Origin of the sequence: Phaeacidiphilus oryzae TH49 (genome assembly GCF_000744815.1) — a bacterium.
Classification (GTDB): domain Bacteria; phylum Actinomycetota; class Actinomycetes; order Streptomycetales; family Streptomycetaceae; genus Phaeacidiphilus; species Phaeacidiphilus oryzae.
This window is the reverse complement of the sequence record NZ_JQMQ01000005.1, coordinates 6,478,727-6,502,948: the sequence shown is the minus strand read 5'-3', so window position 1 is coordinate 6,502,948 and position 24,222 is coordinate 6,478,727. Positions and strand designations below refer to the sequence as shown.

At 72.9% G+C, this 24,222-nt stretch carries 24 protein-coding genes; 12 read left to right on the top strand and 12 right to left on the bottom strand.

Going from position 1 to position 24,222, the window contains the following annotated elements:
- Window positions 1–49: 49 nt before the first annotated feature.
- The 5 genes from BS73_RS32640 to BS73_RS32620 form a co-directional block, all read right to left on the bottom strand.
- The gene (locus BS73_RS32640) at window positions 50–700 is read right to left on the bottom strand and encodes a GntR family transcriptional regulator (RefSeq protein WP_235215603.1); all 651 of its coding nucleotides are present in this window, start codon (window positions 698–700) and stop codon (window positions 50–52) included.
- A gap of 37 nt (window positions 701–737) precedes the next feature.
- Window positions 738–1,646: an NAD-dependent protein deacetylase gene (locus tag BS73_RS32635; protein WP_037577984.1), complete on the bottom strand. Its 909-nt coding sequence runs from the start codon at window positions 1,644–1,646 to the stop codon at window positions 738–740.
- A 49-nt stretch (window positions 1,647–1,695) separates the two neighbouring features.
- On the bottom strand, window positions 1,696–2,793 hold the full coding sequence (locus BS73_RS32630) for an ABC transporter ATP-binding protein (protein ID WP_037577983.1): 1,098 nt from the start codon (window positions 2,791–2,793) through the stop codon (window positions 1,696–1,698).
- Between the two features lie 36 nt (window positions 2,794–2,829).
- Window positions 2,830–4,623 (bottom strand): ABC transporter permease, encoded by a 1,794-nt coding sequence (locus BS73_RS32625; RefSeq protein WP_037577982.1) that lies wholly within the window; start codon window positions 4,621–4,623, stop codon window positions 2,830–2,832.
- Window positions 4,624–4,800: 177 nt separating this feature from the next.
- On the bottom strand, window positions 4,801–5,901 hold the full coding sequence (locus BS73_RS32620; protein WP_037577981.1) for an ABC transporter substrate-binding protein: 1,101 nt from the start codon (window positions 5,899–5,901) through the stop codon (window positions 4,801–4,803).
- 175 nt (window positions 5,902–6,076) lie between these two features.
- On the opposite strand from BS73_RS32620, the gene BS73_RS32615 reads away from it, so the two are divergent.
- Window positions 6,077–6,853, top strand: coding sequence for a FadR/GntR family transcriptional regulator (locus BS73_RS32615; protein WP_063837113.1), 777 nt, complete (start codon window positions 6,077–6,079; stop codon window positions 6,851–6,853).
- A 169-nt stretch (window positions 6,854–7,022) separates the two neighbouring features.
- Here the strand turns inward: BS73_RS32615 and BS73_RS32610 are convergent, their stop codons facing one another.
- Genes BS73_RS32610 through BS73_RS32600 form a run of 3 tightly spaced genes read right to left on the bottom strand, consistent with a single transcriptional unit; the run spans window position 7,023 to window position 10,121 of the window.
- A complete protein-coding gene (locus BS73_RS32610) occupies window positions 7,023–8,330 on the bottom strand; it encodes an MFS transporter (RefSeq protein ID WP_037577980.1) in 1,308 nt (435 codons plus the stop codon).
- A 12-nt stretch (window positions 8,331–8,342) separates the two neighbouring features.
- Window positions 8,343–9,074 carry a class I SAM-dependent methyltransferase gene (locus BS73_RS35340; RefSeq protein ID WP_051941249.1) on the bottom strand — a complete coding sequence of 244 codons (732 nt, stop codon included), beginning with the start codon at window positions 9,072–9,074 and terminating at the stop codon, window positions 8,343–8,345.
- Between the two features lie 36 nt (window positions 9,075–9,110).
- A complete protein-coding gene (locus BS73_RS32600; protein ID WP_037577979.1) occupies window positions 9,111–10,121 on the bottom strand; it encodes a cupin domain-containing protein in 1,011 nt (336 codons plus the stop codon).
- A 216-nt stretch (window positions 10,122–10,337) separates the two neighbouring features.
- Between BS73_RS32600 and BS73_RS32595 the strand changes: the two genes are divergently transcribed.
- Together BS73_RS32595 and BS73_RS40155 are read left to right on the top strand one after the other, a co-directional pair.
- On the top strand, window positions 10,338–11,381 hold the full coding sequence (locus BS73_RS32595; protein ID WP_235215602.1) for an NAD(P)/FAD-dependent oxidoreductase: 1,044 nt from the start codon (window positions 10,338–10,340) through the stop codon (window positions 11,379–11,381).
- Window positions 11,378–11,641 (top strand): oxidoreductase C-terminal domain-containing protein, encoded by a 264-nt coding sequence (locus BS73_RS40155; protein WP_235215759.1) that lies wholly within the window; start codon window positions 11,378–11,380, stop codon window positions 11,639–11,641. Before BS73_RS32595 ends, BS73_RS40155 begins: the two co-directional genes overlap by 4 nt.
- A gap of 273 nt (window positions 11,642–11,914) precedes the next feature.
- On the opposite strand, the gene BS73_RS32590 is transcribed toward BS73_RS40155, so the two are convergent.
- The gene (locus tag BS73_RS32590; RefSeq protein ID WP_037577977.1) at window positions 11,915–13,477 is read right to left on the bottom strand and encodes an ethanolamine ammonia-lyase reactivating factor EutA; all 1,563 of its coding nucleotides are present in this window, start codon (window positions 13,475–13,477) and stop codon (window positions 11,915–11,917) included.
- The gene (locus BS73_RS32585) at window positions 13,477–14,619 is read right to left on the bottom strand and encodes a cupin domain-containing protein (RefSeq protein ID WP_037577975.1); all 1,143 of its coding nucleotides are present in this window, start codon (window positions 14,617–14,619) and stop codon (window positions 13,477–13,479) included. The genes BS73_RS32590 and BS73_RS32585 overlap by 1 nt, the downstream gene beginning before the upstream one ends.
- 139 nt (window positions 14,620–14,758) lie before the next feature.
- Between BS73_RS32585 and BS73_RS32580 the strand changes: the two genes are divergently transcribed.
- The 5 genes from BS73_RS32580 (at window position 14,759) to BS73_RS32560 (ending at window position 18,717) form a co-directional block, all read left to right on the top strand.
- Entirely contained in the window at window positions 14,759–15,079 is a 321-nt protein-coding gene (locus BS73_RS32580) for a 2Fe-2S iron-sulfur cluster-binding protein (protein ID WP_037577973.1), read from the top strand.
- Between the two features lie 66 nt (window positions 15,080–15,145).
- Window positions 15,146–16,432, top strand: a complete 1,287-nt coding sequence (locus BS73_RS32575) for an aromatic ring-hydroxylating dioxygenase subunit alpha (protein WP_037577971.1) — start codon at window positions 15,146–15,148, stop codon at window positions 16,430–16,432.
- 4 nt (window positions 16,433–16,436) lie between these two features.
- Window positions 16,437–17,009 carry a 3-methyl-2-oxobutanoate hydroxymethyltransferase gene (locus BS73_RS32570; RefSeq protein WP_200886749.1) on the top strand — a complete coding sequence of 191 codons (573 nt, stop codon included), beginning with the start codon at window positions 16,437–16,439 and terminating at the stop codon, window positions 17,007–17,009.
- 29 nt (window positions 17,010–17,038) lie between these two features.
- The gene (locus BS73_RS32565) at window positions 17,039–17,860 is read left to right on the top strand and encodes a 3-methyl-2-oxobutanoate hydroxymethyltransferase (RefSeq protein WP_037577967.1); all 822 of its coding nucleotides are present in this window, start codon (window positions 17,039–17,041) and stop codon (window positions 17,858–17,860) included.
- Window positions 17,860–18,717, top strand: a complete 858-nt coding sequence (locus BS73_RS32560) for an alpha/beta fold hydrolase (RefSeq protein ID WP_037577965.1) — start codon at window positions 17,860–17,862, stop codon at window positions 18,715–18,717. The genes BS73_RS32565 and BS73_RS32560 overlap by 1 nt, the downstream gene beginning before the upstream one ends.
- Window positions 18,718–18,797: 80 nt before the next feature.
- Here BS73_RS32560 and BS73_RS32555 read toward each other — a convergent pair whose 3' ends face one another.
- Window positions 18,798–19,247 (bottom strand): RpiB/LacA/LacB family sugar-phosphate isomerase, encoded by a 450-nt coding sequence (locus BS73_RS32555; protein WP_200886748.1) that lies wholly within the window; start codon window positions 19,245–19,247, stop codon window positions 18,798–18,800.
- The gene (locus BS73_RS32550) at window positions 19,247–20,209 is read right to left on the bottom strand and encodes a type 2 periplasmic-binding domain-containing protein (RefSeq protein WP_037577963.1); all 963 of its coding nucleotides are present in this window, start codon (window positions 20,207–20,209) and stop codon (window positions 19,247–19,249) included. Before BS73_RS32550 ends, BS73_RS32555 begins: the two co-directional genes overlap by 1 nt.
- Window positions 20,210–20,300: 91 nt before the next feature.
- Between BS73_RS32550 and BS73_RS32545 the strand changes: the two genes are divergently transcribed.
- From BS73_RS32545 to BS73_RS32530, 4 genes are read left to right on the top strand one after another with little or no spacing between them, the layout of a single operon-like run.
- On the top strand, window positions 20,301–21,443 hold the full coding sequence (locus tag BS73_RS32545) for a zinc-dependent alcohol dehydrogenase (RefSeq protein ID WP_037577961.1): 1,143 nt from the start codon (window positions 20,301–20,303) through the stop codon (window positions 21,441–21,443).
- The gene (locus BS73_RS32540; RefSeq protein ID WP_037577959.1) at window positions 21,440–22,150 is read left to right on the top strand and encodes a 4-carboxy-4-hydroxy-2-oxoadipate aldolase/oxaloacetate decarboxylase; all 711 of its coding nucleotides are present in this window, start codon (window positions 21,440–21,442) and stop codon (window positions 22,148–22,150) included. The genes BS73_RS32545 and BS73_RS32540 overlap by 4 nt, the downstream gene beginning before the upstream one ends.
- Complete coding sequence (locus BS73_RS32535; RefSeq protein ID WP_037577956.1) at window positions 22,147–23,166, top strand: amidohydrolase family protein; 1,020 nt, start codon at window positions 22,147–22,149, stop codon at window positions 23,164–23,166. Before BS73_RS32540 ends, BS73_RS32535 begins: the two co-directional genes overlap by 4 nt.
- 10 nt (window positions 23,167–23,176) lie before the next feature.
- Window positions 23,177–24,172, top strand: a complete 996-nt coding sequence (locus BS73_RS32530; protein WP_037577955.1) for a type 2 periplasmic-binding domain-containing protein — start codon at window positions 23,177–23,179, stop codon at window positions 24,170–24,172.
- Window positions 24,173–24,222: the final 50 nt, after the last annotated feature.

The following is a 24,222-nucleotide window of genomic DNA, read 5'->3' as shown; positions in this document are numbered from 1 at the left end:
ACCGGCCTGCGATCCGGCCAGGGCGGCCCGGGACCGCGCCCCGGACCACTCACGGTGAACCGTGGGTCGCAGACAGGTGGGCGCGCAGGGCCGCGGTGAACGCCGCCCCGTCGCCGGCGGCGAGGTGGCCGAGCAACTCCTCGTGCTCGTCGGCCAGTTCGGCCAGCCGGTCCGGGCGCGGACCCAGCGCGGTGATGCTCATCCGGCGCTGCCGGTCGCCGAGGGTGGCGTAGAAGCGGGCGGCGATCGCGTTGCCGGAGGCCTCGACCACCCCGCGGTGGAAGGCCTCGTCCGCGACCGCGAAGGCCCGGACGTCGCCGGACCGGGCGTGCTCGCGCTGCTCGGCGATCGTCTCCCGCAGCCGCACCCGGTCGGCGGCGTCCAGCCCGCTCCTGGCGATCCGCTCGGCCGCCGACCCCTCGATGGCCAGCCGCAGTTCCAGCACGTCCAGCGCCTCCCCCGGCGGCACCGGCACGACGACCGCCCCCCGCTTGGGATGCAGCGCCAGCAGCTCCTCCGACTCCAGCCGCAGGAACGCCTCCCGCACCGGGGTCCGGCTCACCCTCCCCCGCTCGGCGATCTCCCCTTCACTGATCAGACTCCCCGGCGGAAGCTCCCCGCTGAGGATCAGCTCCTTGGTCATCGCATAGACCTGGTGCGCCGCGGAGACGCGCCTCGGCCGCTCGGCATCCTCGATCACCCGGCGAGGGTACCAGCCCTTGTATCCAAGCTTGTATCTATGCCCATTCCGCGGGCAGCGGCGCCCCCAGGCGGCGGGCCAGGAGGGGGAGGACCTCGCCCAGGGGGAGTTCGACGCGGGCGTGGGCGTACTCGTCGCCGCGGGTGGGGCCGAGGTTGATGATGGAGACCGGCTTGGCGTCCGCGGCCGCCCGTCGGACGAAGCGGAGGCCGCTGAGGACGGCCAGCGAGGAGCCGAGGACGAGGAGCGAGCGGGCCGAGCCGACCAGCGCGAAGCAGCGCTCCACCCGCTCCTTCGGGACGTTCTCGCCGAAGAAGACCACATCCGGCTTGAGGACGCCGCCGCAGGTCAGGCAGGGGACCAGCCGGAAGCCGTCGACCAGCTCGTCGGGGAGCTCCACGTCGCCGTCCGGATTGACCCGGAGCCCCTCGGCCTCGGTCTCGGCCAGGAACTCGCCGTTGGCGGCGAGCAGCCGGGCGTCCAGCTCGTCGCGCGGGGTGATCCGGCGGCAGTCCAGGCAGACCACCCGGTCCAGGCTGCCGTGCAGCTCCACCGCGTCGGCGGTGCCCGCGGCCTGGTGGAGGCCGTCCACGTTCTGCGTGATCACGCCGGTGACCAGCCCGGCGGCCCGCAGCGCCTGGACCGCGCGGTGGCCGTCGTTGGGGCGCGCCCGGGCCATCGCCCGCCGGCCGATGTAGCCGCGCGCCCAGTACCGGCGGCGATTGGCCTCGTCGCCGGTGAAGTCCTGGTACGTCATCGGGGTGTGCCGCTGGTGCCGGCCGGACTCGCCGCGGTAGTCGGGGATCCCGGACTCGGTGGAGATCCCCGCGCCGCTCAGCACGGCGACCCCGCCCTCGGCGAGCTGCGCGCCGATCTCGGCGAGCCCGCCGGCCGGGCGCGGCCCGCCACTGGACACCGGGGTATCGAGGATCGGTCGGATGCGCATACCAGCAGCTTAGAACCCGCCGCGCGGTCCGGTCCTGGGCCGGCCCTCGTCAGGCCCCCGCGGGCAGCGCGATCGCCGACTCCTCCTCCGGGACCACGTACACCGGGTCGCCGTGCGCCAGGCCCGCCTTCGCGCGGTAGATGCGGGAGCGGAGGAGGTCGTCGCCGACCCGGACGTGGTAGTCCCAGCAGTCGCCGTGGTAGATGGAGAACTCCACGGTGCCCTGCCAGCCCCCGCGCTCCGCACCGCCCTTGCGGGAGAGGCCGAGGCTCTCCGGGCGGACGAAGACGTTGACCCGGTCGCCCGCGCCGAGACCGTCGGAGACCAGGCAGCTCAGCTTGCCGTGCGCCACCTCGACCTCGGCCACCCCGTCCGCGACCGAGATCACCGCGCCCGGCAGGCTGTTGGAGATCCCCATGAAGCGGGCGGTGAACTCCTCGCGCGGGGTGGCGTAGACGTCCTGGGCGGCCCCTCGCTCCACGATCCGGCCGAGGTTCATCACGACCACCTCGTCGGAGACGGCCAGCGCCTCGTCCTGGTCGTGGGTGACGAAGACGGTGGTGATGCCGAGCCGCTGCTGGACGGCGCGGATCTCGTCCCGCACCCGGTCCCGCAGGCCCTTGTCGAGGTTGCTCAGCGGCTCGTCGAGGAGCAGCACCTCGGGCTCCCTGACCAGCGCCCGGGCCAGCGAGACGCGCTGCTGCTGGCCGCCGGAGAGGGCGGGCGCCGGCCGGTCCGCGAGGTCGGCGAGACCGACCAGGTCCAGCGCCGCCATCGCCTTCCGCCTGGCCTCGGCGGCGGGCACCCGGCGCTGCCCCTGGCGCAGCGGGAACATCACGTTCTCCGCGGCGGTCATGTGCGGCCACACCGCGTAGGACTGGAAGACCACGCCGATCGGCCGCTGGTGGGCGCCGACGTACACGCCCTGGCCGGGGGCGCAGACCAGCTTGCCGCCGATCCGGATCTCGCCGCTGTCCGGCCGCTCCAGACCGGCGATCAGCCGCAGGGTGGTGGTCTTGCCGCAGCCGCTCGGGCCGAGGAGGGTCACCAGGCGCCCCTCGGGAATGGACAGGTCCACGGCGTCCACGGCGTTCCTGGTCACCGCTCTACCGGTGAAGCGCTTGGTCAGTCCGCTTATCTCGATCATTGAGACTCCCCTTCGAGTCGTTGGCGGGCCGGTCGGTCAGCCGCGCTGGAGGCCGGCCCGGCCGCCGACCAGCCGGACCAGTCCGACCACGACGGCGAGGAACACGACGATCAGCACACCCAGCGCGGCCACGATCGGATAGCTGCCGTTGGACCACTGCTGATAGATCGTCACCGAGACGACCTGGGTGTCCTGGGTGTAGAGGAAGATCGCCGCGGAGATCTCCCGGAAGGCGACGATCACGGTGTAGAGGAAGGCGGAGAGCAGCGAGGGCGCCAGCAGCGGCACCACCACCCGGCGGAAGGTCCGCCACCAGGTGGCCCCACTGGTCGCGGCGGCCTCCTCCAGTTCGTCCTTGATCTGGGCCATTCCCGGGGCGATGTACCGCATCCCGTACGGCAGGCCGATGGTGACGAAGGCGATCACCAGGATGGCCAGCGTCCCGTACAGGTGCAGCCGGATCGGCGCGGTGAGGTACCAGTAGAGGATGCCGACGCCCATCACCACGCTGGGCACCGCGATCGGCACGGTGGCCAGCCCGTCCAGCAGGGCCCGGCCGCGCACCTTGGTCTTGACCGTGACGTAGGCGACCAGCGAACTGAGGACGGTCACGACCGCCCCCGCGATCAACGCGGTGACCAGGCTGTTGCGGACCGAGGCGGTGAGGTCGGGGGTGTGGAGCACGGCACGGTAGTTGGCCAGGGTGAGATGGCGGAGGGCGGACGCGGACGGCGGTTCGTAGCCGGGCAGCAGGGAGGACCAGAGCAGCATCAGCAGCGGCAGGGCGACCGCGACCAGGAAGAAGAGCACGGAGGCGGCGAGACCGAGCCAGCGCCAGCGGCCCAGGTCGGTGGTGCCGGGGCGGAAGCCCTTGCCGCTGATGGTCTGGGTGGCCGCCCCGCCGCCGCCCACCCGCCGGGAGAGCCACAGTCCCAGTCCGGCCACGACCAGGATGAAGATGCCGATCACGCCGACCGAGCCGTAGTCGGTGGGGAAGGTCTGCAGCGCCTTGTAGATCCGGCTGACGAAGACGAAGGTGTGCCCGGGGACGCCGATCAGCTGCGGCACCTCGAAGGTGGAGATGGTCTGCACGAACATCAGCAGCGCGGCGGACATCACGGCGGGCCGGATCATCCGCACGGTCACCAGCCGGAACACCCGCCGCGGCGGGGCACCGGAGCTGAGCGCCGCCTCCTCCAGCGAGGAGTCCATGGTGGCGAAGGCGGCACTGCCCATCAGGAAGGCCACCGGCACCACGTGCATCGACTGCACCAGCACCATCCCGGGCAGTGAGTAGATGTCGAAGGCGGGCAGGCCGACCGCCCGGAAGAGCTCGTTGAGCAGGCCGGTGTGCGGGGCGAAGAGCAGCGCCCAGGCGACGGTGTTGAGGATGCCGGGCACGATCAGCGGGATCAGCGCGGCGAGTCGGGCGAACCACTTGGCCGGGGTGTTGGTCCTGGTGACCAGCCAGGCCAGGGCGAAGCCGACGACCGTGCAGATGACGGAGACCGAGACGGCGTAGACGAAGGAGTTGCCGGCCATCGCCCAGAAGTCGCCGTCGCCCAGGGTCTCCGCGTAGTGGCGGAAGGTCCACTGCACCGGGCCCACGGAGAGGAAGGAGGACTGCAGGCTGGCGACGGCCATGGTGGCCGCGGGCACCACCGCCAGATAGGCGACGACGATCGCCACGGCGGTCAGCAGGAGGTGCCGGGGGTCGCGGAACCAGCCCAGCAGTGCCTCCCATCGGCGGTGCGGGACGCGCGGCGCGGCGGCTTCCGGCACGGGCGGCGGGGGCGGCGGGGCCGAGCGGGATCTGGTGGTCAGGCTCATCGGGGTCCGTCCTTGGCGGGATCGGCGGGATCGGCGGGATCGGCGGGATCGGCGGAGCGGCGGGATCGGCGGAGCGGCCGGGATCGGCGGGGATGGGAGTGGCGGGCGTCCTGAGGGGACGATCCGGAGGTGGCGGCCAGGCGGGGGCGGTCGGCGCCGGCCGGGCCCGAGGGCGGGTCACCCGTCGTGAAGCGCCTTCTGATACTCCGTCAGGTACCGGTTGTAAGTGTCGGCGGTGATGACCGGGAGGGACCAGGCCGGCTTCCACTTCGCCGGGTTCCAGACGCTCTTGTCGTCGGCCGCGGTCTCGCCCAGTACGGTGTGGTTGGTGACCTGGACGACGATCCGCTGCCCGGCGGGCGACATGATCCAGTCCAGGAAGAGCTCCGCGGCCGCCTGGTGCGGTGCCCTGTTCGCCAGCTCCGCCAGGGCCGCGGCGGAGGGCAGTGGGTCGGTGTTGCTGAAGGCCATCCGGGTGGGCGTCTTCTTCGACAGCGCCGACGCCTTGTATCCGTAGGCGTTCACCGAGGCGGCCGGCTCGCCGCTCTGCACCTGGGTGAGCGACTGGGTGTGGCTCTCCACCAGCTGCGGATCGTTGTTCCCGAGCTCCTCCACCAGATGCAGTGCCGCCGCGTGGCCCATCGAGGAGATCAGGCTCTCGTACCAGTTGATCGCGCTCGGGTCGATGGAGAACCGGCCGCGCCACTGGGGCTTCGTCAGGTCCTGGAGGGACGTCGGCGGTTGCAGCCCCGCCTTCCTGACCGCTTCCGGGTTGTAGGCGATGGTGCTGGTGAGGACGTAGACGACATTGCGGTAACCGTCCGGTAGATCGCGCAGCTGGGGCGGCAGTGCCATCTGCTGCGGAGCGGCGTAGGGCGCGAGGGTGCCGACCTTGATCAGCTGGTAGACGGGCTCGCAGTCGGCCGAGATCACGTCGGCGGTGTACTTTCCGCCGCGCTGCTCGGTGACCAGCCGGGTGGGCAGCTGGTCGGCGCTGAGCCGCAGCGCCTTCACCCGGATTCCCGGATAGGTCTTCTGGAAGGCCGCGATCATGTGGTTGACGTCGTCGTCGGCGAAGGTGGTGTACCAGACGACGGAGCCCTCCTTCCGCGCCTCCGGCAGGAGTTGGGCCGGCGAGCGCGCGGGCTGCGGGCGGGCGTCCACCCCGGTGGCGGAGGCCGCGCCGGCGCAGGCGCTGAGCCCCGCCAGCAGCAGCACCCCGGCCAGTGCGCCGGCCGCGCGGCGGGGGGATCTGCGGAGTTTCCGTGCGATGTGCATGGGTGCCCCTCTCAGGATCAACGTCATTCTGGACTGACGGTATGACCATTGCAATGGCTGCGGAGGCACTTTCTCCGGGCCGGCGGCTGATTGGCGGCGGGGCAGCGGGCCTATTGGTATGACCACATCGGATAGGCTGGGGACAGCCGTCAGTCAGGACAGAGAGGACCCTCGCATGCCGCGTCGAGCGACGACCGACAAGGCGCCGGACGATCGTTCGAGCAGCCTGCTCACAGCGGTGAACGACCGGCGCATCTCGGCGCTGATCGTGGACCAGGTGCGCTCCCTCATCCACTCCGGGCAGCTCACTCCGGGCGACCGCCTGCCGCCGGAGCGGGAGATGTGCGAGCGGTTCGGCGTGAGCCGGGTCACCGTGCGCGAGGCCTTGCGGGTGCTGGAGGCCAGCGGCCTGGTGGAGATCAGGGTGGGGGCGCACGGCGGCGCCTTCGTCACCCAGCCGAGCAGCGAGCGGGTCGGCGCCAGCATCATCGACCTCCTCACCCTCTCCTCGGTCTCGCCGAGCGAGGTGACGCAGGTCCGCAGGGTGCTGGAGGTCGGCATCATGCCGGTGCTCGCCGAGGCGGCCGAGGAGGAGGACTTCGCCGATCTGGAGCGGATCTGCGAGGAGCAGGAGGCCGCGCTCAAGGCCGGCCACTACGACGTCGAGCTGTCGGTCGAGTTCCACACCCGGCTGGCCGCCGCCACCCACAACTCCGCGTTCGAGCTGCTGGTCCGCTCCTTCCACGGACCGCTGCTGATGTCCCTGGAGACCGCGCAGGCGACCGCGCCGGAGATGGGGCGGCGGGGGCTGTCCGAGCACCGGAAGATCCTCGCGGCGCTGCGCGAGGGGGACGCGGAGACGGCGTCGCAGATCATGAGCGACCACCTGTCCCGCACGGAGCGGCGCCTGCATCCCGCTCCGGCGCGGGGCGGCCGCAAGCGCAAGTCCTGAGCCGACGTCGGGTGCGGGCGGGTGGGTGGCTGGCCGCGCAGTTCCCCGCGCCCCTTGAGTTGCTGCGCAACTCCCGGGGCGCCCCGGAATTGCGGCCCGAAGGGCCTGCGATTCGGGGGCGCGGGGAACTGCGCGGCCAGCCACCCACCCGCCCGCACCCGACGATCGCTCAGTACCCCTGCGGCCGCAGCACCAGGCAGCAGCCCAGGGAGATCAGCACGAAGACGAACATCAGGACGAAGCCCGCGGTGTACCCGCCGGTGGCGGTCAGCAGCGTGCCCATCAGCGCCGGCAGCACCGCGCCCACCAGGTTGGTCAGCGAGGAGAAGAGGCTGCTGGAGCTCTCCGCCTGCCGCGTCGGCATCAGGCTGTGCAGCAGCGACCAGTTGGTCACCACGCACCAGGCGTTGCCGGCCAGCCCGAGGAAGATGAAGACGCTGTCCACGGTCGCGTTGCCGAACAGCGCCGTCCCCAGAATGCCGACGCCCTCGATCGCGAAGCCCACCGCGGCCCAGCCGGCCCGCCGCACCTTCCGGTCCGAGAGCCGCCCGACCACCAGCATCACCGCGATGGACAGCACGTTGGCCACCGTCAGCACCAGGCCGATGTCGCCCAGCTGGACGTGCCGCTCGCTGCGCAGATACAACGGCACCCACGTCACCAGCCCGTAGAAAGGCCCGTTGGTGCCCACGTACATCAGCATGGTCAGCCAGTAGCGGTAGTTGCGGAACGGCGAGTCGGGGCCGCGCTTGGGGATCACGGTCGTCGACTCGAAGCGCCCGGCCTCGATGTGCCGCCGCTCCTCCTCGCTGACCCCCTTCACCTCGTCCGGCCGGTTCTGGAGCAGCGCCAGCACCACGCCGAACGCGAACAGCGCCGCGACCAGTGCCTGGACGAAGAAGGTGACCCGCCAGCCGGCCCCGGAGATCATCGCAGCGGTGAGCGAGCTGCCCAGCGCCGAGCCGACGAAGATGCCGGAGAGCCAGGAGGCGTTCGCCCGGGCCCGCTCGTGCATCGGGAACCAGCGGGCGGTCAGGGTGTGGGCGACGGGGTAGAAGCAGGCCTCGCCGACGGCCAGCAGGACACGGCTGGCATAGAGCTCGCCGAGCGAGTTCACGAACGGCGGGATGGCCAGGGCCACCACCCACAGCGCGGTGCCGATCAGCATCGAGGTGCGCGGCCCGAGCCGCTTGAGGACGAACCCCCAGCCCAGCAGGGCGAGTCCGTAGGCGTAGAGGAAGAGGCTGGTCAGCCAGCCGACCGAGCCGGGATGGACGTCGAGCCCGAAGCGGTGGCTGAAGCCGGGGTCGGTGACGATGACCCCGATCGACGACTTGCTGAGCTGGGCCACCGAGAAGGCGATCAGCAGCGGCAGGCTGACGTGCAGCCAGCGCTGCGCCCGCCGGCCGCGCAGCGGCCCCAGGCGGCCGGCGAGAGCCGTGGACTGGCGGGCGGGTCTCGGAGAGGTGTCGGTCATGCGGGTCCTCGGCTAGGGGTGGGGGCGGGTGGGATCGGCGGCGGGCTGCGCCGGGGCCGCGCGGCCGATGAAGAGGCAGGTGAAGAAGGCCTTCCAGGCGATGTCGGCGTCCAGGACGCCGGCCGAGCGCAGGGCGTCCAGGTGCTCGGCGGCGCCGGCCAGCGGATAGTCGTGGTGGTGCGGCGGCGCGGCCTGACGGTTGGCCGGGGCCATCGCCCGCCGCACCGCCCGGTACCGGCGGTCCCAGGCGTCGACCGGGCCGATGTGGTCGAGGTTGGCGAACCAGCCGCCGGGGGCGAGCAGCGCGGCCGCCCCGCGGTAGAAGGCGCGCAGCTCCCCGCCGGAGAGGTGGTGGCTGGCGCGGGAGCTGAGCACCACGTCGGCGCCGCCCTCGGCGAGGCCGGCGGCGGCCGGATCGACCATGTCGCCGAGCCGGAAGTCGACCCGGTCGCCGAAGCGGGCGAGCCGCTCCCCGGCCAGCTCCCGCATCGGCGCCGAGGCGTCCAGCCAGATCCCGCGCGCCCCCGGAAAGGCGTCCAGCAGCACTTCCAGGAAGCCGCCCGGGCCGGCGGCGATGTCCACCACCACCCGCGGGGCGGGGAGTTCGGCGGCGATCAGCCGGGCGGCGATCCGGCGCGGCAGCGCCAGCAGATCGTGCTCGCCGGCGGGATCGGCGCCCGCCCAGGCCGCGGCGAACCCGGGCTCGGACCAGACGGCGGCGGCGGAACGGCTCTGTTCCGGCATGGGCGGGCTCTCCTCGTGCTTCTCGTGCGGGTCGGGTCAGCCGTTGGCCTCGTCGTACTCGGGGGCGTTCTCCAGGTAGACCGTACGGTCGTAGCCGAGCTGCTTGAAGATCCGGTTCTGACCTGAGATCAGGCTGACCGGTTCGCCGTCCGCGGAGAAGTGCTGGGCCACGGTGTTGTGCGGGACATAGACGGTGTCGCCGGCCTTGAACTCGTGCCGGGTGGGCTCCAGTGCGACGCGGGCGTGGTACTTCTCCGCGATCTCCGCCTCCACCTGCCAGTGGAGGCTGTAGCCGGAGCCGGACTTCACATAGAGCACCTCGTCGGCCATGTGCCAGCGCCGGCCGGAGCGGCTGCCCGCCGGGATGTCGAGCACGTAGGTGTCCACACTGAACGTCCGGACGTCGTCGCCGGGGCGGGACATGGTGCGGACCCTGCCCAGCGGGGTGAGCTCCCACGGGGTGTCGGCGGACTTCACCACCTTGCGCTTCTTCTCCACGTCCGGGGTCCACAGCTGCGACCAGTCCTGGCGCGGGCCGTAGCGGTCCGCGTCCTCGATCGGCCCACTGCGGCCCTGCTGGACCAGGCCGAGGTACATCCACAGCGACTTGGCCTTGAAGATCAGGCAGCGGGCGGTGCTGTCATAGGGGTTGAAGTGTCGGTGCACCGAGTCGGTGTGGACGATGACCAGGTCGTCCTGCTCCCACTCGTACCTCTGGTCGTCGTGGATCTCGTAGCCGCGGCCCTCCAGGATGTAGAAGGCGGCCTCGTTCTGGTGGCCGTGGCCGTGGTTGGAGCTCTGCGGCGGCAGTTCGACGAAGTGCACCTGGAGGCTCTGGGTGAGGAACGGGTCGTCGCCCGGCCCGATCCGCCACCAGGTGCGCGACTGCGCGGAGTCCCCGGAGTGGCCGACCTTGGCGTCGTCCACCACCACCGAGTCGTCCCGCACCCGCTCCGCGGCGAGCTGCCGCCGGCGGAACTCGTTGAGGCCGTAGCTCTCGGAGGTGATGCCCCGGAGGAAGACCCGCCCCTGCTTCTTGTCGCTCATGAAGTTCCCCTTGGTCCGGGGCCGTCCGGCTCCGGTTCGTACGGGTGGAATGCGCGCGGCGCGGCGGTGCTGGCCTGCGGCCGGTGGCGTGGACCACGTCACCCTTCATTGGCCTAACCGTTTATATCAACGGACCCTAGGAGCGTCAACGGATCCGCCTTCCGCGGCAGGCCCCATCATGGTTCAATGGACTAACCAAAATCAAGGGAGAGTGCAGTGCCGGAGAGGGAACAACTCAGTGCGGGCACCCTGATCGTCGGCGCGGGCCAGGCGGGGCTCCAACTCGCGGTCTCACTACGGCAGTTCGGCGACACCGAGCCGATCGTGCTGGTCGGGGACGAGCCGCATCCGCCGTACCAGCGGCCGCCGCTCTCCAAGGAGTTCCTGGCCGGCCGGGTGGACCGGGCGGCGCTGGCGCTGCGCGGCCCGGAGTTCTACCGGGACCAGGACATCACCCTGGTCACCGGGGCCGCGGTGGAGGACCTCGCCCTGGACGAACCCGGCCGCTCGGGCGCGGGGAGCGCGCGGCTGGCCGGCGGCGGCACCGTCCGCTTCCGTCGGCTGGCGCTCGCCACCGGGGCCGCCGCACGCCGGCTCGACCGGCTGCCGGGCGCCGGACTCGACGGCGTCTGCTATCTGCGCGGCCAGGACGAGGCGGCCGAGCTGCGCTCACGGCTGTCCGGGGCGCGGCGGATCGCGGTGGTGGGCGGCGGGTTCATCGGGCTGGAGGCGGCGGCGATCGCGCGCGCCGCGGGCTGCGAGGCCGTCGTCCTGGAGGCGGCCGACCGGTTGCTGGGCCGGGCGGTGGGCCCCCGGCTCTCGGCGTTCTTCCTGGCGGCGCACCGGCGACGCGGGACGGAGGTCCGGCTGTCCGCGCCGGTGGCGGGGTTCACCGAGGGCGAGGGCGGGGACGGCCGGGTGACCGGCGTACGGCTCGCCGACGGGACCGCCGTCCCCGCCGACCTGGTGCTGATCGGCGCCGGCGCGCTCCCGCGCACCGAGCTCGCCGAACGCCTCGGCCTCGAGTGCCGGGGCGGCATCCTCGTCGACGAGTCCTCCCGCACCAGCAATCCCGGGGTGGTCGCGGCCGGCGACTGCACGGTACGGCGGGCGGCGGGGGGCGAGGGCGCCGGGATACGCCTGGAGTCCGTGCAGAACGCGGTCGCCCAGGCGCAGGCGGCGGCCGCCGCGCTGCTCGGCCGGGCGCCGGGGCCGCCTCGCTCCCGACCCCCTGGTTCTGGTCCTTCCAGGGCGACCTGAAACTGCAGATCGCCGGCCTGCCGACCGGCCACGACCGTACGGTCCTCCGCGGGGATCCGGCCACCGAGCGCTTCTCCGTCCTCTACTACCGCGCCGAGCGCCTCCTGTGCGCCGAGTGCGTCAACTCTCCCGCCGACTACATGGCCGCGCGACGGGCGCTGGACCAGGGCGCGACGTTCCCGCCGCGGGCGGCGGCCGACGTATCGGTCCCCTTGAAGACCCTTCTCCCCTCCCCCCCGAAGGAGGCGACGGCGGCTTGACCGCGCCGCGGACGCGTACGGGTCGTTGGAGGAGAGCCCGCGATACGGCGCGGCGAGGCCCGCGCGCCGGAGGTGCCGGTGAGCCCTCCGGCGCGCTTCCCGGCGCCCGGTCGCCGTCCGGGTCGTAGCGGTGCCCGCCGTGCGCCTGGAGCACCGACTCCAGCCGGCGCGACAAGCCCCGTACGGGCGCCGTCCAGCGGGACGGCGCCCGTACGGGGCCAGGTCGGTGCGGACCACCAGCGGCCGGCCGGGCTCGGCCGCCGGCCGGTGAGCTCAGTCCGCGCCCTCCCCGAAGACCAGCGACTTGATGGTCACCGGCACGGTGTTGGACGGGAAGCGGACCCGCCCGATGTCGATCCAGTCGAACTCGCGCAGCGCGATCCCGTCGATCACCAGCAGGTCGCCGCCGACGCCCAGCTCCTCACGGAGCAGCCGCCCGAGGGTCATCGCCAGATCGCCGTCCAGCACCAGGTAGAGCGGCCGCCCGCCGGCCAGTCGGGCCGCCGCGCCGTCCCGCACACCGCGCGCGAAGGCGCTGACCCGTTCGTAGCTCGGCGGGCCGCTCCACTCCAGAGCGAGCGCCACGTCTCCCGTGGCCGGCCCGGCCTCCAGCAGGTCGAGCGAGCGCAGCGCCTCCCGTACCGACGCGGCGACCCGGCCGGCCTCGATCGGGGCCTCGCCGAGGGCGCAGTGCACCCGGGCGACCTGGAGGTTCCGCCTCGGCAGCAGCCGCTCGGCCGCCGCCAGGTCCCCGGTGTTCCCGCTCAGCTGGACGCTGTACTCGGAGGCCCCCAGCGCGGTGGCCCGGATGCACTCCCCCGCCGGCAGCAGCGGGGCCGGCAGCTCCCCCGCCTCGGCCCGGCGCCGCAGCGCCCGGCCGAGCAGCGGGCCGAGGTCCCCGAACTCCCGCCGCTCGCGGTGGTAGACGTACTCCGCGACCCCGCCGGAGAAGAGCACTCCGTCCAGGCCGGTCAGGGCCTCCCTGGGAAGCGGCTCGGTGAGGTAGAGACCGGCTTCCGGCGCCCCGGCCAGCACGGAGAGGAGGGCGCAGGCCATCCCCTCCGCCACCTCGGCGCGCGCCTCGGCGGGCGCGGTGTCCGCCAACCGCCAGTCGTAGCCCGCGGCCAGGGCGTGCCGGCGGCCGTCCGGGTCGAGCCGGACGATCCGGTCCGCGGCGTCCACCACCTGCGCCCGGCCGCCGATCCGCACGGCGGCGGTGTGCCGCACCCGGCCCCCCTCGACCAGGGCGAGCTTGGTGGTGCCGCCGCCGATGTCCACGGTGAGGATCCGGCCGCCGCTCCGGTACGAGCGCTGCGCGGCGCCCGAGCCGTAGGCGGCGAGCATCGCCTCCATATGGTGGCCCGCGGCCGCGGTGACCAGCTCCCCGCCCCGCTCGGCCAGGATCCCGGCGATCGCCTCGGCGTTGCGGCGGCGCAGCGCCTCGCCGGTGAGGATCACCACCCCGGTGTCGATCTCCTCCGGGACCGCTCCGGCGGCGGCGTAGGCCCGGTCGATGATCCCGCCGAGCGCCCCGGCGTCGATCAGCTCGGCGTCCGCGTACGGGGTGAGGGCGACCGGGGAGAGGTACCGGGTCTCCCGCCGGACCACGATGTAACGGCTGGTCAGGTCCTCGCTGATGCGGCGGAGATGGAGCTCGGAGAAGAGCACCTGGGTGCCGGAGGAGCCGATGTCCATGCCGACGCTGCGCAGCAGCACGTTGTCCTGCTGCCAGAGCGGGTTGCCGGTCAGCGGGAGTTCGTCCTCGTCGTGGTCGTGGTGGTGGTCGTGGTCGCCAGGCGACCAGTGCGGGGCCCAGACCGGCGGTGTCTCCGGCATCAGGCGGAGGCCGGGGCGCCGGCCTCGCCGGGCTGCGGGGGCAGGGTGGCCAGCTCGTTCGCGTAGGCCTCGGCCATCTCCGGCTTGAGCCCGTGCTTCGCCAGCGCCTCGCTGAACAGCCGGCGGACCACCGGGGCCTCGTCGGCGTAGTCGATCTGGTCGCCGCCGATCCGCCGGCTGATCCAGGCCTTGGGCACCCCCTGGGCGTTGCGCACGGACACCGTCTCGTGCTTGAAGGCGAGGTACCGCGCCGGCTCCGTACCGGTGTTGAAGTGCTGGTGGAACCACATGTTGGGGGGCACGATCAGGGTGCCGGGGCCCCATTCGTAGCGGCGCGGCTCCTCGCCCTCCGGCCACATCAGGCTGTAGCCGTGCCCGGAGAGGATGATGACGTGCGCGCCCGGGCCGTGCCGGTGGCCCTTCTTGTAGGTGGCGATCGGGAACTGCGAGATGTGGCTGTTCATCGAGCCCCTGGCCATCGCGAAGCGGATGTGGCCGCCGCCGGCCCCGCGCTCCTTGGCCTCGATCAGCGGCAGCGCGGCGGCGTCCGCGACGAAGTTGGTGTCCAGCAGCAGGCCCTTCTGCTCGCCCTTGGGCGAGAAGTAGTCCGGCTCGCCGTCGAAGCGGCCCGGGAAGTCGCGGGCGGTGCCGAAGATGAACTCCGGGTCGTCGTAGAGGTTGAGCGCGGGCGGCATGTTGGTCGAGGCGACGAACCGGGCCGGCCCGCTGCCGGAGCCGTTGAAGTGCTGGTGGTGGGCGTTGAGCGGGATGGCGAAGAGCGCGCCGGGGCCCCACTCGAAGGTGACCTCGCGGCCCGCGTCGTTCCACACCCGGGTGGATCCGTGGCCGTCCAGGACCAGGATCATCTCCTCGAACAGCTGCCGCTGCGGGGCGAGCTTCCCGCCGGCCGGGATCTCGCAGACGTAGCAGTCGTTGGAGGTCCGGGAGGCCTCGTGGTTGATGAAGACCCCGCGGCCGCCGCGCCGCTCCCACGGCCTGAGTTCGACCGTGCGGAGGTCCGGGACGTAGTGGGCGGCGATGATCTCCAGACCCTCGTCCGCGACCCAGCGGGTGTACGGGGAGTCCTTCTCGGTGGCGAACTTCGCGGCCAGGGTCTCGTTGACGATGGCGTCCTTCGGCATGCGGGCGGCCCCTTCTGTCACGATCTATTGGTAGGACCCTAAGGCCAATATTTTGGAGGTGTCAACGAATCGGGCGCTTGTCCAGCGCTCGATCGCTCTGGTCTAATGGACATACCAACGGACGTCGAGAGGACGCACCTTGTCCAAGGTCATCTTCAACAGCGCCGGTACCGAGTACTCCGTCGACGCCGAGGTGGGAGACACCGTGATGGCCGTCGCCGTACGCAGCGGAGTGCCCGGGATCATCGGCGAGTGCGGCGGCAACTGCTCCTGCGCCACCTGCCACGTCTGGGTCGGCGAGGAGTTCGCCGAGCGCGTCGGGCCGCCGGGCGACATGGAGGAGGACCTCCTCGACATGGCCGTCGCCGAGCGGCGCGGCACCAGCCGGCTGGCCTGCCAGATCCGGATCACCGAGGAGCTCGACGGCCTCTCCGTCGAGGTCCCGGCGGACCAGGCCTGATCCGGCGTCAGAGGCCCGCCTCCGCAACCCCGTTCACGCGTCCACCAGAAGAAGGGGAACCGCCCCATGTTGAGGCAGGACATCAACGAGCTGCTCACCCAGACCGGTCCCGGCACGCCGATGGGCGAGCTCTTCCGGCAGTACTGGATACCGGCACTGCTCGCCGAGGAACTGCCGGAGGACGACTGCCCGCCGGTGCGGGTCAAGCTCCTCTCCGAACGGATGGTCGCCTTCCGGGACAGCGCCGGCCGCCTCGGCCTGGTCGACGAGTTCTGCGCCCACCGCGGGGCCTCCCTCTGGTTCGGCCGGAACGAGGGCTCCGGGCTGCGCTGCCCGTACCACGGCTGGAAGTACGACGTCACCGGGCAGGCGGTGGAGGTCCCCTCGGAGGCCGACAACCCCAGCTTCTGCGCCAACGTGAAGCTCACCGCGTACCCGCTGGTGCGGATCGGCGACGTGCTGTGGACCCACATGGGCGACCCGGCGAAGCGGCCGCCGCTGCCCGAGTTCGAGTTCGCCACCGTGCCCGCGGAGCAGACCTACACCTCCAAGCGCTGGCAGCAGTGCAACTGGCTGCAGGCCTTCGAGGGCGGTATCGACTCCAGCCATGTCACCTTCCTCCACAGCGGCGGCCTGAGGAGCGACCCGCTGTTCAAGGGCGCCAAGGGCAACGAGTACAACATGAGGGACACCAAGCCCTTCTTCGAGGTGGCGGAGAGCGACGGCGGGCTCTTCGTCGGCGCCCGCCGGAACGCCGAGGAGGGCAGCTACTACTGGCGGATCACCCCGTATGTGATGCCCGCCTTCACGATGGTGCCGCCGCGCGGCGACCATCCGGTGCACGGCCACTTCTGGGTGCCGATCGACGACGAGAACTGCTGGACGTACTCCTTCGACTACCACCCGGTGCGGGCGCTCACCGCGGCCGAGCGGCAGGCGATGATCGACGGGCACGGGGTCCACAGCAGGAACATCCCCGGCACCTACCGGCCGGCCGCCAACATGGACAACGACTACCTGATCGACCGGGCGGCGCAGAAGCGCGGCGAGACCTACTCCGGAGTGGCCGGGATCGCGATGCAGGACGCCTCCCTCCAGGAGAGCATGGGCCCGATCGTCGACCGCACCAAGGAGCGCCTGGTCCCCGCGGACAGCGGGATCATCAAGGCCCGGCAGAAGCTCCGGCGGGCCGCCGAGGCGCTGCGGGACCACGGCACGACCCCGCCGGGCGTCGACCCCGAGCACCACCGGGTGCGCTCGGCCGCGATCGTCCTCCCGGTCGCGGAGTCCTTCCTGGACTCCTGCCGGGACGCGGTGCGGGTGGTGCCCGGCACCCCGCAGACGACGGTCTGAGCCCGTGGAGCCCACGCCCACCCCGACGCCTGCGCCTACGCCCACGCCTGCGCCTGCGCCTGCGCAGACGCCCACGCCGACCTCCCGGCCCCAGCTCAGCGCCTGCGCCCGGGCCACCGCGCCCGGCGAGGAGCGTTACCGCATCGACGTCCCCATCGCCCCCGCCCGCGCGCCCCGGGTGGTCGCCCTGGACGGCGGCGCCGCCGTACTGGTCCGCCGGGCGGCCGCGCTGGACTGGGCCCGCGCCCGCTTCTACACCTGCGAGGCAGCGGGCCGCCCGGAACGCGCCGACGACACCGGCCTGTGCGGCCTCGGCGGCGAACCCGCCGCCCTCACCGCCGTGCTCGAGGACGCGGACCTCTGCGTGGTGGTGGCCACCGAGGACAGCGGGCGGGAGCGCGCCGCCGCGATCGGCGAGCGCTGCCTCCGGGCCGGCACCACCACGGCGGCCGTGGTGGTCGGCGACGGCCCGGTCGCCGACGACGCCGTCTTCGCCCTCCGCCCGTACGCCCGGGTACTGCTGCACACCGCCGACGCCCGCGACGTGGTCGAGCTGCTGACCGCGCTGCGGGCCTGAGACCGACCAGCGACCAGAGGAGAACCCCGATGCCGGAGGACAGGATCACCCTCCCCGCCCTGCAAGGCATGAAGGCCGAGGGCCGCAAGATCGTCGGCGTGGTCGCCTGGGACCACCAGATGGCCAGGATCGTCGACCGCGCCGGGGTGGACCTGGTCTCGGTCGGCGACACCGTCGGCGTCAACCTCTGGGGCCACGCCAACCCCTTCGAGGTGACGATGGATCAGATGGTCACCGTGGCCCGGGCGGTGCGCAGCGGGGTGCGGCGCGCGCTGGTCAGCGTGGACTTCCCGTTCGGCCCGCTGCAGGAGGGGGCGGACAGCGCGGTCCGGGCGGCCGTCCGCTTCGTCAAGGAGGCCGGGGTCGACCTGGTCAAGCTGGACGGCGCGGCCGACTACCCGGAGGCGGTACGGGCGGTGGTCCGGGCCGGCATCCCGGTCTTCGCCCAGTTCGGGATCACCCCGCAGACCGCCCTGCGGTACGGCGTCGCCTACCGGGCCGTGCCCTCCCCGGACGACAGGGTGCCGGAGGAGATGACCGAGGCCCTGGTCGCCGAGGCCAGGCTGCTGGAGGAGGCCGGGGCCGCGCTGCTCAACTTCACCAACTCCGGTCCTGTGGTGGGGAAGGCGGTGGCCGAGGCGGTCTCCGTCCCGGTCCTCGGCGGCTTCGGCGGCGGCCCCTGGCTGGACGGCCGGATGCGGATGGCCAACGCCGCCGTCGGCTATGCCGCCTCCGGGCTCGACACCCCGCCGGACACCTACGCCAACGTCGCCCGGATCGCCCACGACGCGATCGCCGCCTACGCCGAGGACGTCCGCGCGGCCCGCCAGATCGCGGGCGGGATCCGCTGATGCCGACGACCCTCGCCGACGGGATCCCCACCCGCTACCGGGTGGAGGGCTCGGGTCCGCCGCTGCTGATGTTCTCGCCCGGCGGCTTCGACGCCGCCCTGGAGAACTGGCGGACGATCGCCTCGTACCGCGAACTCGCCCTGCTGGACCGGCTCGCCGAGCACTACACCTGCATCACCTTCGACCGCCGCGAGTCGGGTGAGTCCGGCGCCCGCCTGGAGCGCCTCTCCTGGGCCGGCTACGCCCGCCAGGCGGCCGGGCTCCTGGACGCCCTCGGCATCGAGCGGGCCTTCCTGATGGGCGGCTGCGTCGGCTGCTCGACCGCCGCCGCGCTGGCCGTGGAGCAGCCCTCCCGGGTGCTCGGCCTGGTCCTCTACTCCCCCGCCGGCGGCCCTCTCTACCGTATGAAGCAGCACGCCCGCTTCCGCGCCCACCTGGCCTACGCGGAGGAGCACGGGCCGGCCGGGGTAAGGGAGTTGGCCCTCCGCACGGACGCCGGCTTCAGCGCCGACCCCCGGGTGGGCCCCTGGGCGGCGCCACTCCGCCGCCACCCCGACTTCGCCGAGCACTACGCCGCCACGCCGCCCGAGCGCTACTCCACCCTGGCCTCCGCCAGCGCCCGCCTCCTCTTCGACCGCGACACCGTCCCGGGCGTCGAACCGGAGGACCTGCTGACGCTGGACGTCCCCACCCTGATCGTCCCGGGCCAGGACACCTCCCACGCCCCGTCGGCGGCCGCGTACCTCCAGGAGTGCCTGCCCCACGCGGAGACCTGGGCGCTCCCTCCCGCCGCCCGGACGGCGTCGACCGCCCCGGCCCGCGTGCTGGCCTTCCTGGCCGGCATCCCGGGCGCCTGACGCGGCGGCGGGCGCTGGGCCGCCGTCCAGCCGTACCGGCGACGGTGGGGGCGCGCCCGCTCCTCCGCCGCCGGCTGCGGTCAGCGCTCCAGTTCGGCGATCTGCGCGAGGCGGCGGGCGTGGACGCCGCCCTTGAAGGCGGTGGTCAGCCAGGTCGCCGTGAGGGACTCGGCGGTCTCCTGCGGCAGCCGCTTCGCGGCCAGCACCAGCACGTTGGAGTCGTTGTTGGCGCGGGAGATCCGCGCGCTCCACTCGTCGTGGCAGAGGCCGGCCCGGATGCCGCGCACCTTGTTGCAGGCGATGGTCTCGCCGAGGCCGCTGCCGCCGAGGACGATGCCGCGGTCCGCGCGGCCGGCGGTCACCTCCGCGCAGACCGCGGCGCACAGCGGCGGATAGTCGACCACCCGCCCGCCGTCCGGGTCGGGTCGCCCGCCCAGGTCGTGGACGGTGTGGCCGTCCGCACGGAGCCGCTCGGCCAGGCGGTCCCGGAGCGCCCAGCCGTTGTGGTCGGCGGCGATCGCGATCCGCATCAGGCGGACAGGTCGAGGGTGCCGGCGGCGAACAGCTCCGTCAGCGGGAGCGGCCGGTCCAGGATGTGCTGGGCCACGGCATGCCGCTGGAGCTCCGCGAGGACCGCCCGGTTCAGCTCGACCCCGTACGGGAGGGGGTCGCGGCCGCCGGTGGCCTCCATCACCCGCCGCAGCAGGCGGTCGCTCCGGGAGGGGGACTCGATCGCTCCGGCACGCAGCCGCTCGACGTAGCACCGCTTGGCGCGGGCGAAGGTGTCGAAGATCTCCGGGGCCAGCCAGGGCTCCCGTTCGAGGAGTTCGTCCCGCACCACCACCAGGTGGTTGATCGGGTAGTGGCCTCGGGAGCGGAGGGCCGCGAGCCCGGCCTCCTCCGGGTCCGGGATGAGGGGGGCCAGCCTCGGGTCGTCGGCGCCGGCGCCGACCACCGCCGCGAGCTCCCCGGAGAGGACCCGCTCGACCAGGTCGGCACCGGGCTCGGAGACCACGTTGGCCGGCGGCCGGTAGGCCTCGACGTGCTCGTCCCCGGAGCAGACCCAGGTGATCCCGTCCAGGTCGACGCCGTGCTCCTCGGCGAGCACCGACCGCGCCCACACCCCGGTGGTGACCGTGTAGCCGCGGTTGACCCCGACCCGCCGGCCGGCCAGGTCCGCCGGTCCGCGCACCTCGCTCGACCTCGGGTCGTAGCGGATCGCGCCGTGGTGGAAGCCGCGGACCAGGAAGACCGGCAGCGCGGTGAACCGCACTCCGTGCGCCTTGGCGACCAGATACGTGGTCAGCGCCATCTCGCTGACGTCGAACTCGAGTCCGCGGACCATCCGCCGGAAGCCCTGTACCAGCACCGGCACCTCCTCGAAGTCGAAGCGGAAGCCCTTCGGCTCCACGCCCCCGTCCTTGAGCGCCGCGTTGGCGCCCTGCGTGCGGGTGACCGTCCGCAGCAGCAGTTCCCGATCGGTGTCAGCCATGCTCGAAAGGTAGCATGGTCAGGCCATTAGTCCATAGGCTACGGTGAGCCGAGAGCCCGACCGCCCGCTGAGGAGACCGAGGAGAAGTCCGTTGGCCGAGACCGTTCTTGCGGCGGTGCGCACCGCCCCGCGTACCACCGAGCTGCGTGAGTTCGCGATGCCCGAAGTGCCCCCGGACGGGGCCCTGTTGAAGGTCGAGGTCGCGGGGATCTGCGGCACCGACGTGAAGATGTACCGGAAGCCTCCGTTCGAGGACCCGGTGATCATGGGGCATGAGAACGTCGGCGTGATCGCCCGCGCCGGCCGGGAGTTCACCGCGCGCAAGGGCCTGGTCGAGGGCGACCGGGTCTTCGTCGAGCACTATGTGGGCTGCTTCCGCTGCGACTGGTGCCACGCCGGCGAGTACCGCCACTGCGAGCTCACCGACTGGCGCACCAACCCCGACGCCCGCCGCTACGGCTACACCTCGGCGGAGCACCCGTACCACCTGTGGGGCGGCTTCTCCCAGTACCTCTACCTGCCCTGGAACGCGGTCACCCACCGGGTCCCGGGCAACGTCACCGCCGAGCTGGCCGGCCTGGTCACCCCGCTCTCCAACGGCATCGAGTGGGCGCTGGTCACCGGCGGGGTCGGCTATGCCTCCACCGTCCTGATCCAGGGCCCCGGCCAGCAGGGGCTGTCCCAGGTGGTGGCCTGCCACCAGGCCGGCGCCGCCCGGATCATCGTCACCGGCACCACCCGGGACGCCGCCCGCCTGGCGCTGGCCGAGGAGTTGGGCGCCACCGACACCATCGACGTGCTGACCGACGACCCGCTGGAGCGGATCCGCGAGATCACCGGCGGTCGAGGTGTCGACGTGGTGCTGGACTGCACCTCAGGCGCGGGGACCGCCCCCGTCCTGCTGGGCATCGACGCCCTCAAGCGCCGCGAGGGCACCATGGTGGTCCAGGGCGAGCTGGCCGCCTTCCCGGACTTCCCGCTGAAGAAGCTCACCGAGAAGTCGATCAGCCTGCGCAGCGCGCGCGGCCACAGCTACCGCTCATGCGAACTGGCCCTGGACCAACTCGCCTCGCGGCGCTACCCGTTGGAGCGCCTCGGCACCCACACCTTCGACCTCGGCGGCGCCGACCGGGCGATCCGGGCCGTGGGCGGCGAACTCGCCGAGGAGCTGGGCGACGTCATCCATGTCTCGCTGCTGCCCTGGGGCGCCCCCCGGGAGGCGGAGGCCGCATGAGCACCGTGATCCGCAACCCCCCGCGCCCCGAGCCCGCAGTGGTGGACGCCCTCTCCGAGTTCGGCGTCGCGACCGTCCACGAGGCCCAGGGCCGCACCGGCCTGCTGGATCCCGCGCTGCGCCCGGTCTGGCCCGGCGCCAGGATCGCCGGCACCGCCGTCACGGTCAGCGTGGCGCCGGCCGACAACTGGATGGTGCATGTGGCGGTCGAGCAGTGCCGGGAGGGCGACATCCTGGTCGTCGCGCCCACCTCGCCGTCCACCGGCGGCTACTTCGGCGACCTGCTGGCCACCTCGGCCCGCGCCCACGGGGTGCGCGGCCTGGTGATCGACGGCGGCTGCCGGGACGTCGCCGACCTCCGGCGGATGGGCTTCCCCGTGTGGGCCCGGCACGTCTCCGCGCTGGGCACGGTCAAGGAGACGCTGGGCGACGTCAACCTGCCGCTGGTCTGCGCCGGCCAGCGGGTCGAGGCCGGCGACGTACTGCTCGCCGACGACGACGGCGTGGTGGTGGTTCCGCGCCTGCGGGCCGCCGAGGTGCTGGCCGCCTCCCGGGCCCGCGAGGAGAAGGAGGCCGCCCTGCGCCGCAGGTACGCCGCAGGCGAACTGGGCCTGGACGTCAACGGAATGCGCGAGCGGCTGGCCCGCAAGGGACTCGTCTACGTCGACCATCCGGAGACGGCGAAACCCGCGGAGGACCCTCGATGATCATCGACGTCCACGGCCATTTCACCACCGCCCCGGCCGCCCACCAGGCCTATCGGGACGCCCAGTTGGCCCGCCTGGACGACCCTTCGCGACCGGTCCCCTCCCCCGCCGCCGTCAGCGACGAGGAGATCCGCGAGAGCGTCGAGCGCCACCAGCTGAAGCTGCTCCGCGAGCGCGGCGGCGACCTGATGGTCTTCTCCCCGCGCGCCTCCTCGATGGGCCACCACCTCACCGACCAGGCCACCGCCACCGCCTGGGCGCGGGCGAGCAACGACCTGGTGCACCGGGTGGAGCGGCTCTTCCCCGCCCACTTCGCCTCGGCCGCCCAGCTGCCCCAGACGCCGGGTGGCGACCTCGCCCCGGTGGTGGCCGAACTCCGTCGCTGCGTCGAGGAGTTGGGCTTCGTCGGGGCCAACCTCAACCCCGACCCCTCCGGCGGGAACTGGCAGACCCTCCCGCTCACCGACCCGTACTGGTACCCGCTCTACGAGGCCCTGGAGGAGCTGGACGTCCCGGCCATGGTGCACGTCTCCGGCTCCTGCAACCCGAACGCCCACACCCTCGGCGCCCACTACCTCAACGCCGACACCTCGGTCTTCATGCAGCTGGTGGAGGACGACCTGTTCCAACGCTTCCCCGGCCTCCGCCTGGTGATCCCGCACGGCGGCGGCGCCGTGCCGTACCACTGGGGGCGCTACCGGGGGCTGGCCATGCGGCTCGGCCGGCCGGACCCGGCCGAGCTGCTGCGCAACGTGTACTTCGACACCTGCGTCTACCACCAACCCGGTATCGAACTGCTGCGGAAGGTCGTCCCGGCGGAGAACATCCTCTTCGCCTCCGAGATGCTGGGCGCGGTCCGCGGCGCCGATCCGGCCACCGGAATCGCCTGGGACGACACCAAGCGGTACCTGGACCGGCTGGAACTGAGCGCCGGGGAACGGGAGTCGATATTCGAGGCGAACGCCCGCCGGGTGTACCCGCGCCTCCACGCCCGGCTGACCGCGGAAGGACGGTGACCGCTCCCCCATGTCCCGGCTCCGACTCACCCTCGCCTGCGGCGACTACGACCGCACCCGGGCCCTCGCCGAGGGCGCCGTCCGCCCGGACGGCATCGACCTCACCTGCCTGCGGCTGCCGGTGGAGGAGACCTTCTTCCGGATGATGCGGCACCAGGAGTTCGAGGTCGCCGAACTCTCCCTCTCCTCCTATGTGCTGTCGCTCCGTCAGGACCCCTCGCCCTTCGTGGCCCTGCCGGTCTTCCCCTCCCGGATGTTCCGGCACAGCTCGCTCTACGTCCACCGGGACGCAGGCGTCGACTCCCCCGCCGACCTGCGCGGAAAACGGGTCGGCACGCCCGAGTACCAGCTCACCGCCTGCGTCTGGATGCGCGGGGTGCTGGCCGACGAGTACGGCGTGCCGGTCGACTCGGTCGAGCATGTGACGGGCGGGCAGGAGGCCACCGGCCGCCCGGAGAAGGCCGGGATCGATCTGCCGGAGTCGATCCGGCTCACCCGCGCCCCCGAGGGCCGTACGCTCTCCGAACTGCTGGCCGAGGGCGGGATCGACGCCCTCTGCACCCCGCGCGTCCCCTCCCCGTTCGCGGCCGGCGACCCGCGGGTCCGCCGGCTCTTCCCGGACGTGGTCGCGGCGGAGCAGGACTACTGGTCGCGGACCGGGATCTTTCCGATCATGCATGTCGCCGTCGTCCGCCGGGACGTCTACGAGCGCCACCCGTGGGTCGCGCAATCCCTGTACAAGGCGTTCACCGCGGCCAAGGACGCGGCTCGCGACGCCCTCTACGACACCTCGGCGCTCCGCTTCATGCTGCCCTGGCTGATCCCCCAGCTGGAGGAGGCGCGCGAGCTGCTGGGCGGGGACTTCTGGTCCTACGGCCTCGACGAGGCCAACCGCCGCACGCTCTCCGCCTTCCTCCGCTACCACCACGAGCAGGGCCTCTCGGCGCGGGAGTACCGGCCGGAGGAGCTGTTCGCTCCGGAGACGCTGGAGTCCTTCGTGATCTGAGCCGGGGCGGGGCCCCGCCGCGCGGCCGGACGCGCGCGGCGCCCGGGACG

Bases quoted from the DNA above. Each gene is read 5' to 3' on its own strand.
- BS73_RS32635 (WP_037577984.1), bottom strand. From the start codon at position 1,646: ATGCGCATCCGACCGATCCTCGATACCCCGGTGTCCAGTGGCGGGCCG.
- BS73_RS32630 (WP_037577983.1), bottom strand. From the start codon at position 2,793: ATGATCGAGATAAGCGGACTGACCAAGCGCTTCACCGGTAGAGCGGTG.
- BS73_RS32625 (WP_037577982.1), bottom strand. From the start codon at position 4,623: ATGAGCCTGACCACCAGATCCCGCTCGGCCCCGCCGCCCCCGCCGCCC.
- BS73_RS32620 (WP_037577981.1), bottom strand. From the start codon at position 5,901: ATGCACATCGCACGGAAACTCCGCAGATCCCCCCGCCGCGCGGCCGGC.
- BS73_RS32615 (WP_063837113.1), top strand. From the start codon at position 6,077: ATGCCGCGTCGAGCGACGACCGACAAGGCGCCGGACGATCGTTCGAGC.
- BS73_RS32610 (WP_037577980.1), bottom strand. From the start codon at position 8,330: ATGACCGACACCTCTCCGAGACCCGCCCGCCAGTCCACGGCTCTCGCC.
- BS73_RS35340 (WP_051941249.1), bottom strand. From the start codon at position 9,074: ATGCCGGAACAGAGCCGTTCCGCCGCCGCCGTCTGGTCCGAGCCCGGG.
- BS73_RS32600 (WP_037577979.1), bottom strand. From the start codon at position 10,121: ATGAGCGACAAGAAGCAGGGGCGGGTCTTCCTCCGGGGCATCACCTCC.
- BS73_RS32590 (WP_037577977.1), bottom strand. From the start codon at position 13,477: ATGCCGGAGACACCGCCGGTCTGGGCCCCGCACTGGTCGCCTGGCGAC.
- BS73_RS32585 (WP_037577975.1), bottom strand. From the start codon at position 14,619: ATGCCGAAGGACGCCATCGTCAACGAGACCCTGGCCGCGAAGTTCGCC.
- BS73_RS32575 (WP_037577971.1), top strand. From the start codon at position 15,146: ATGTTGAGGCAGGACATCAACGAGCTGCTCACCCAGACCGGTCCCGGC.
- BS73_RS32565 (WP_037577967.1), top strand. From the start codon at position 17,039: ATGCCGGAGGACAGGATCACCCTCCCCGCCCTGCAAGGCATGAAGGCC.
- BS73_RS32560 (WP_037577965.1), top strand. From the start codon at position 17,860: ATGCCGACGACCCTCGCCGACGGGATCCCCACCCGCTACCGGGTGGAG.
- BS73_RS32555 (WP_200886748.1), bottom strand. From the start codon at position 19,247: ATGCGGATCGCGATCGCCGCCGACCACAACGGCTGGGCGCTCCGGGAC.
- BS73_RS32550 (WP_037577963.1), bottom strand. From the start codon at position 20,209: ATGGCTGACACCGATCGGGAACTGCTGCTGCGGACGGTCACCCGCACG.
- BS73_RS32540 (WP_037577959.1), top strand. From the start codon at position 21,440: ATGAGCACCGTGATCCGCAACCCCCCGCGCCCCGAGCCCGCAGTGGTG.
- BS73_RS32535 (WP_037577956.1), top strand. From the start codon at position 22,147: ATGATCATCGACGTCCACGGCCATTTCACCACCGCCCCGGCCGCCCAC.
- BS73_RS32530 (WP_037577955.1), top strand. From the start codon at position 23,177: ATGTCCCGGCTCCGACTCACCCTCGCCTGCGGCGACTACGACCGCACC.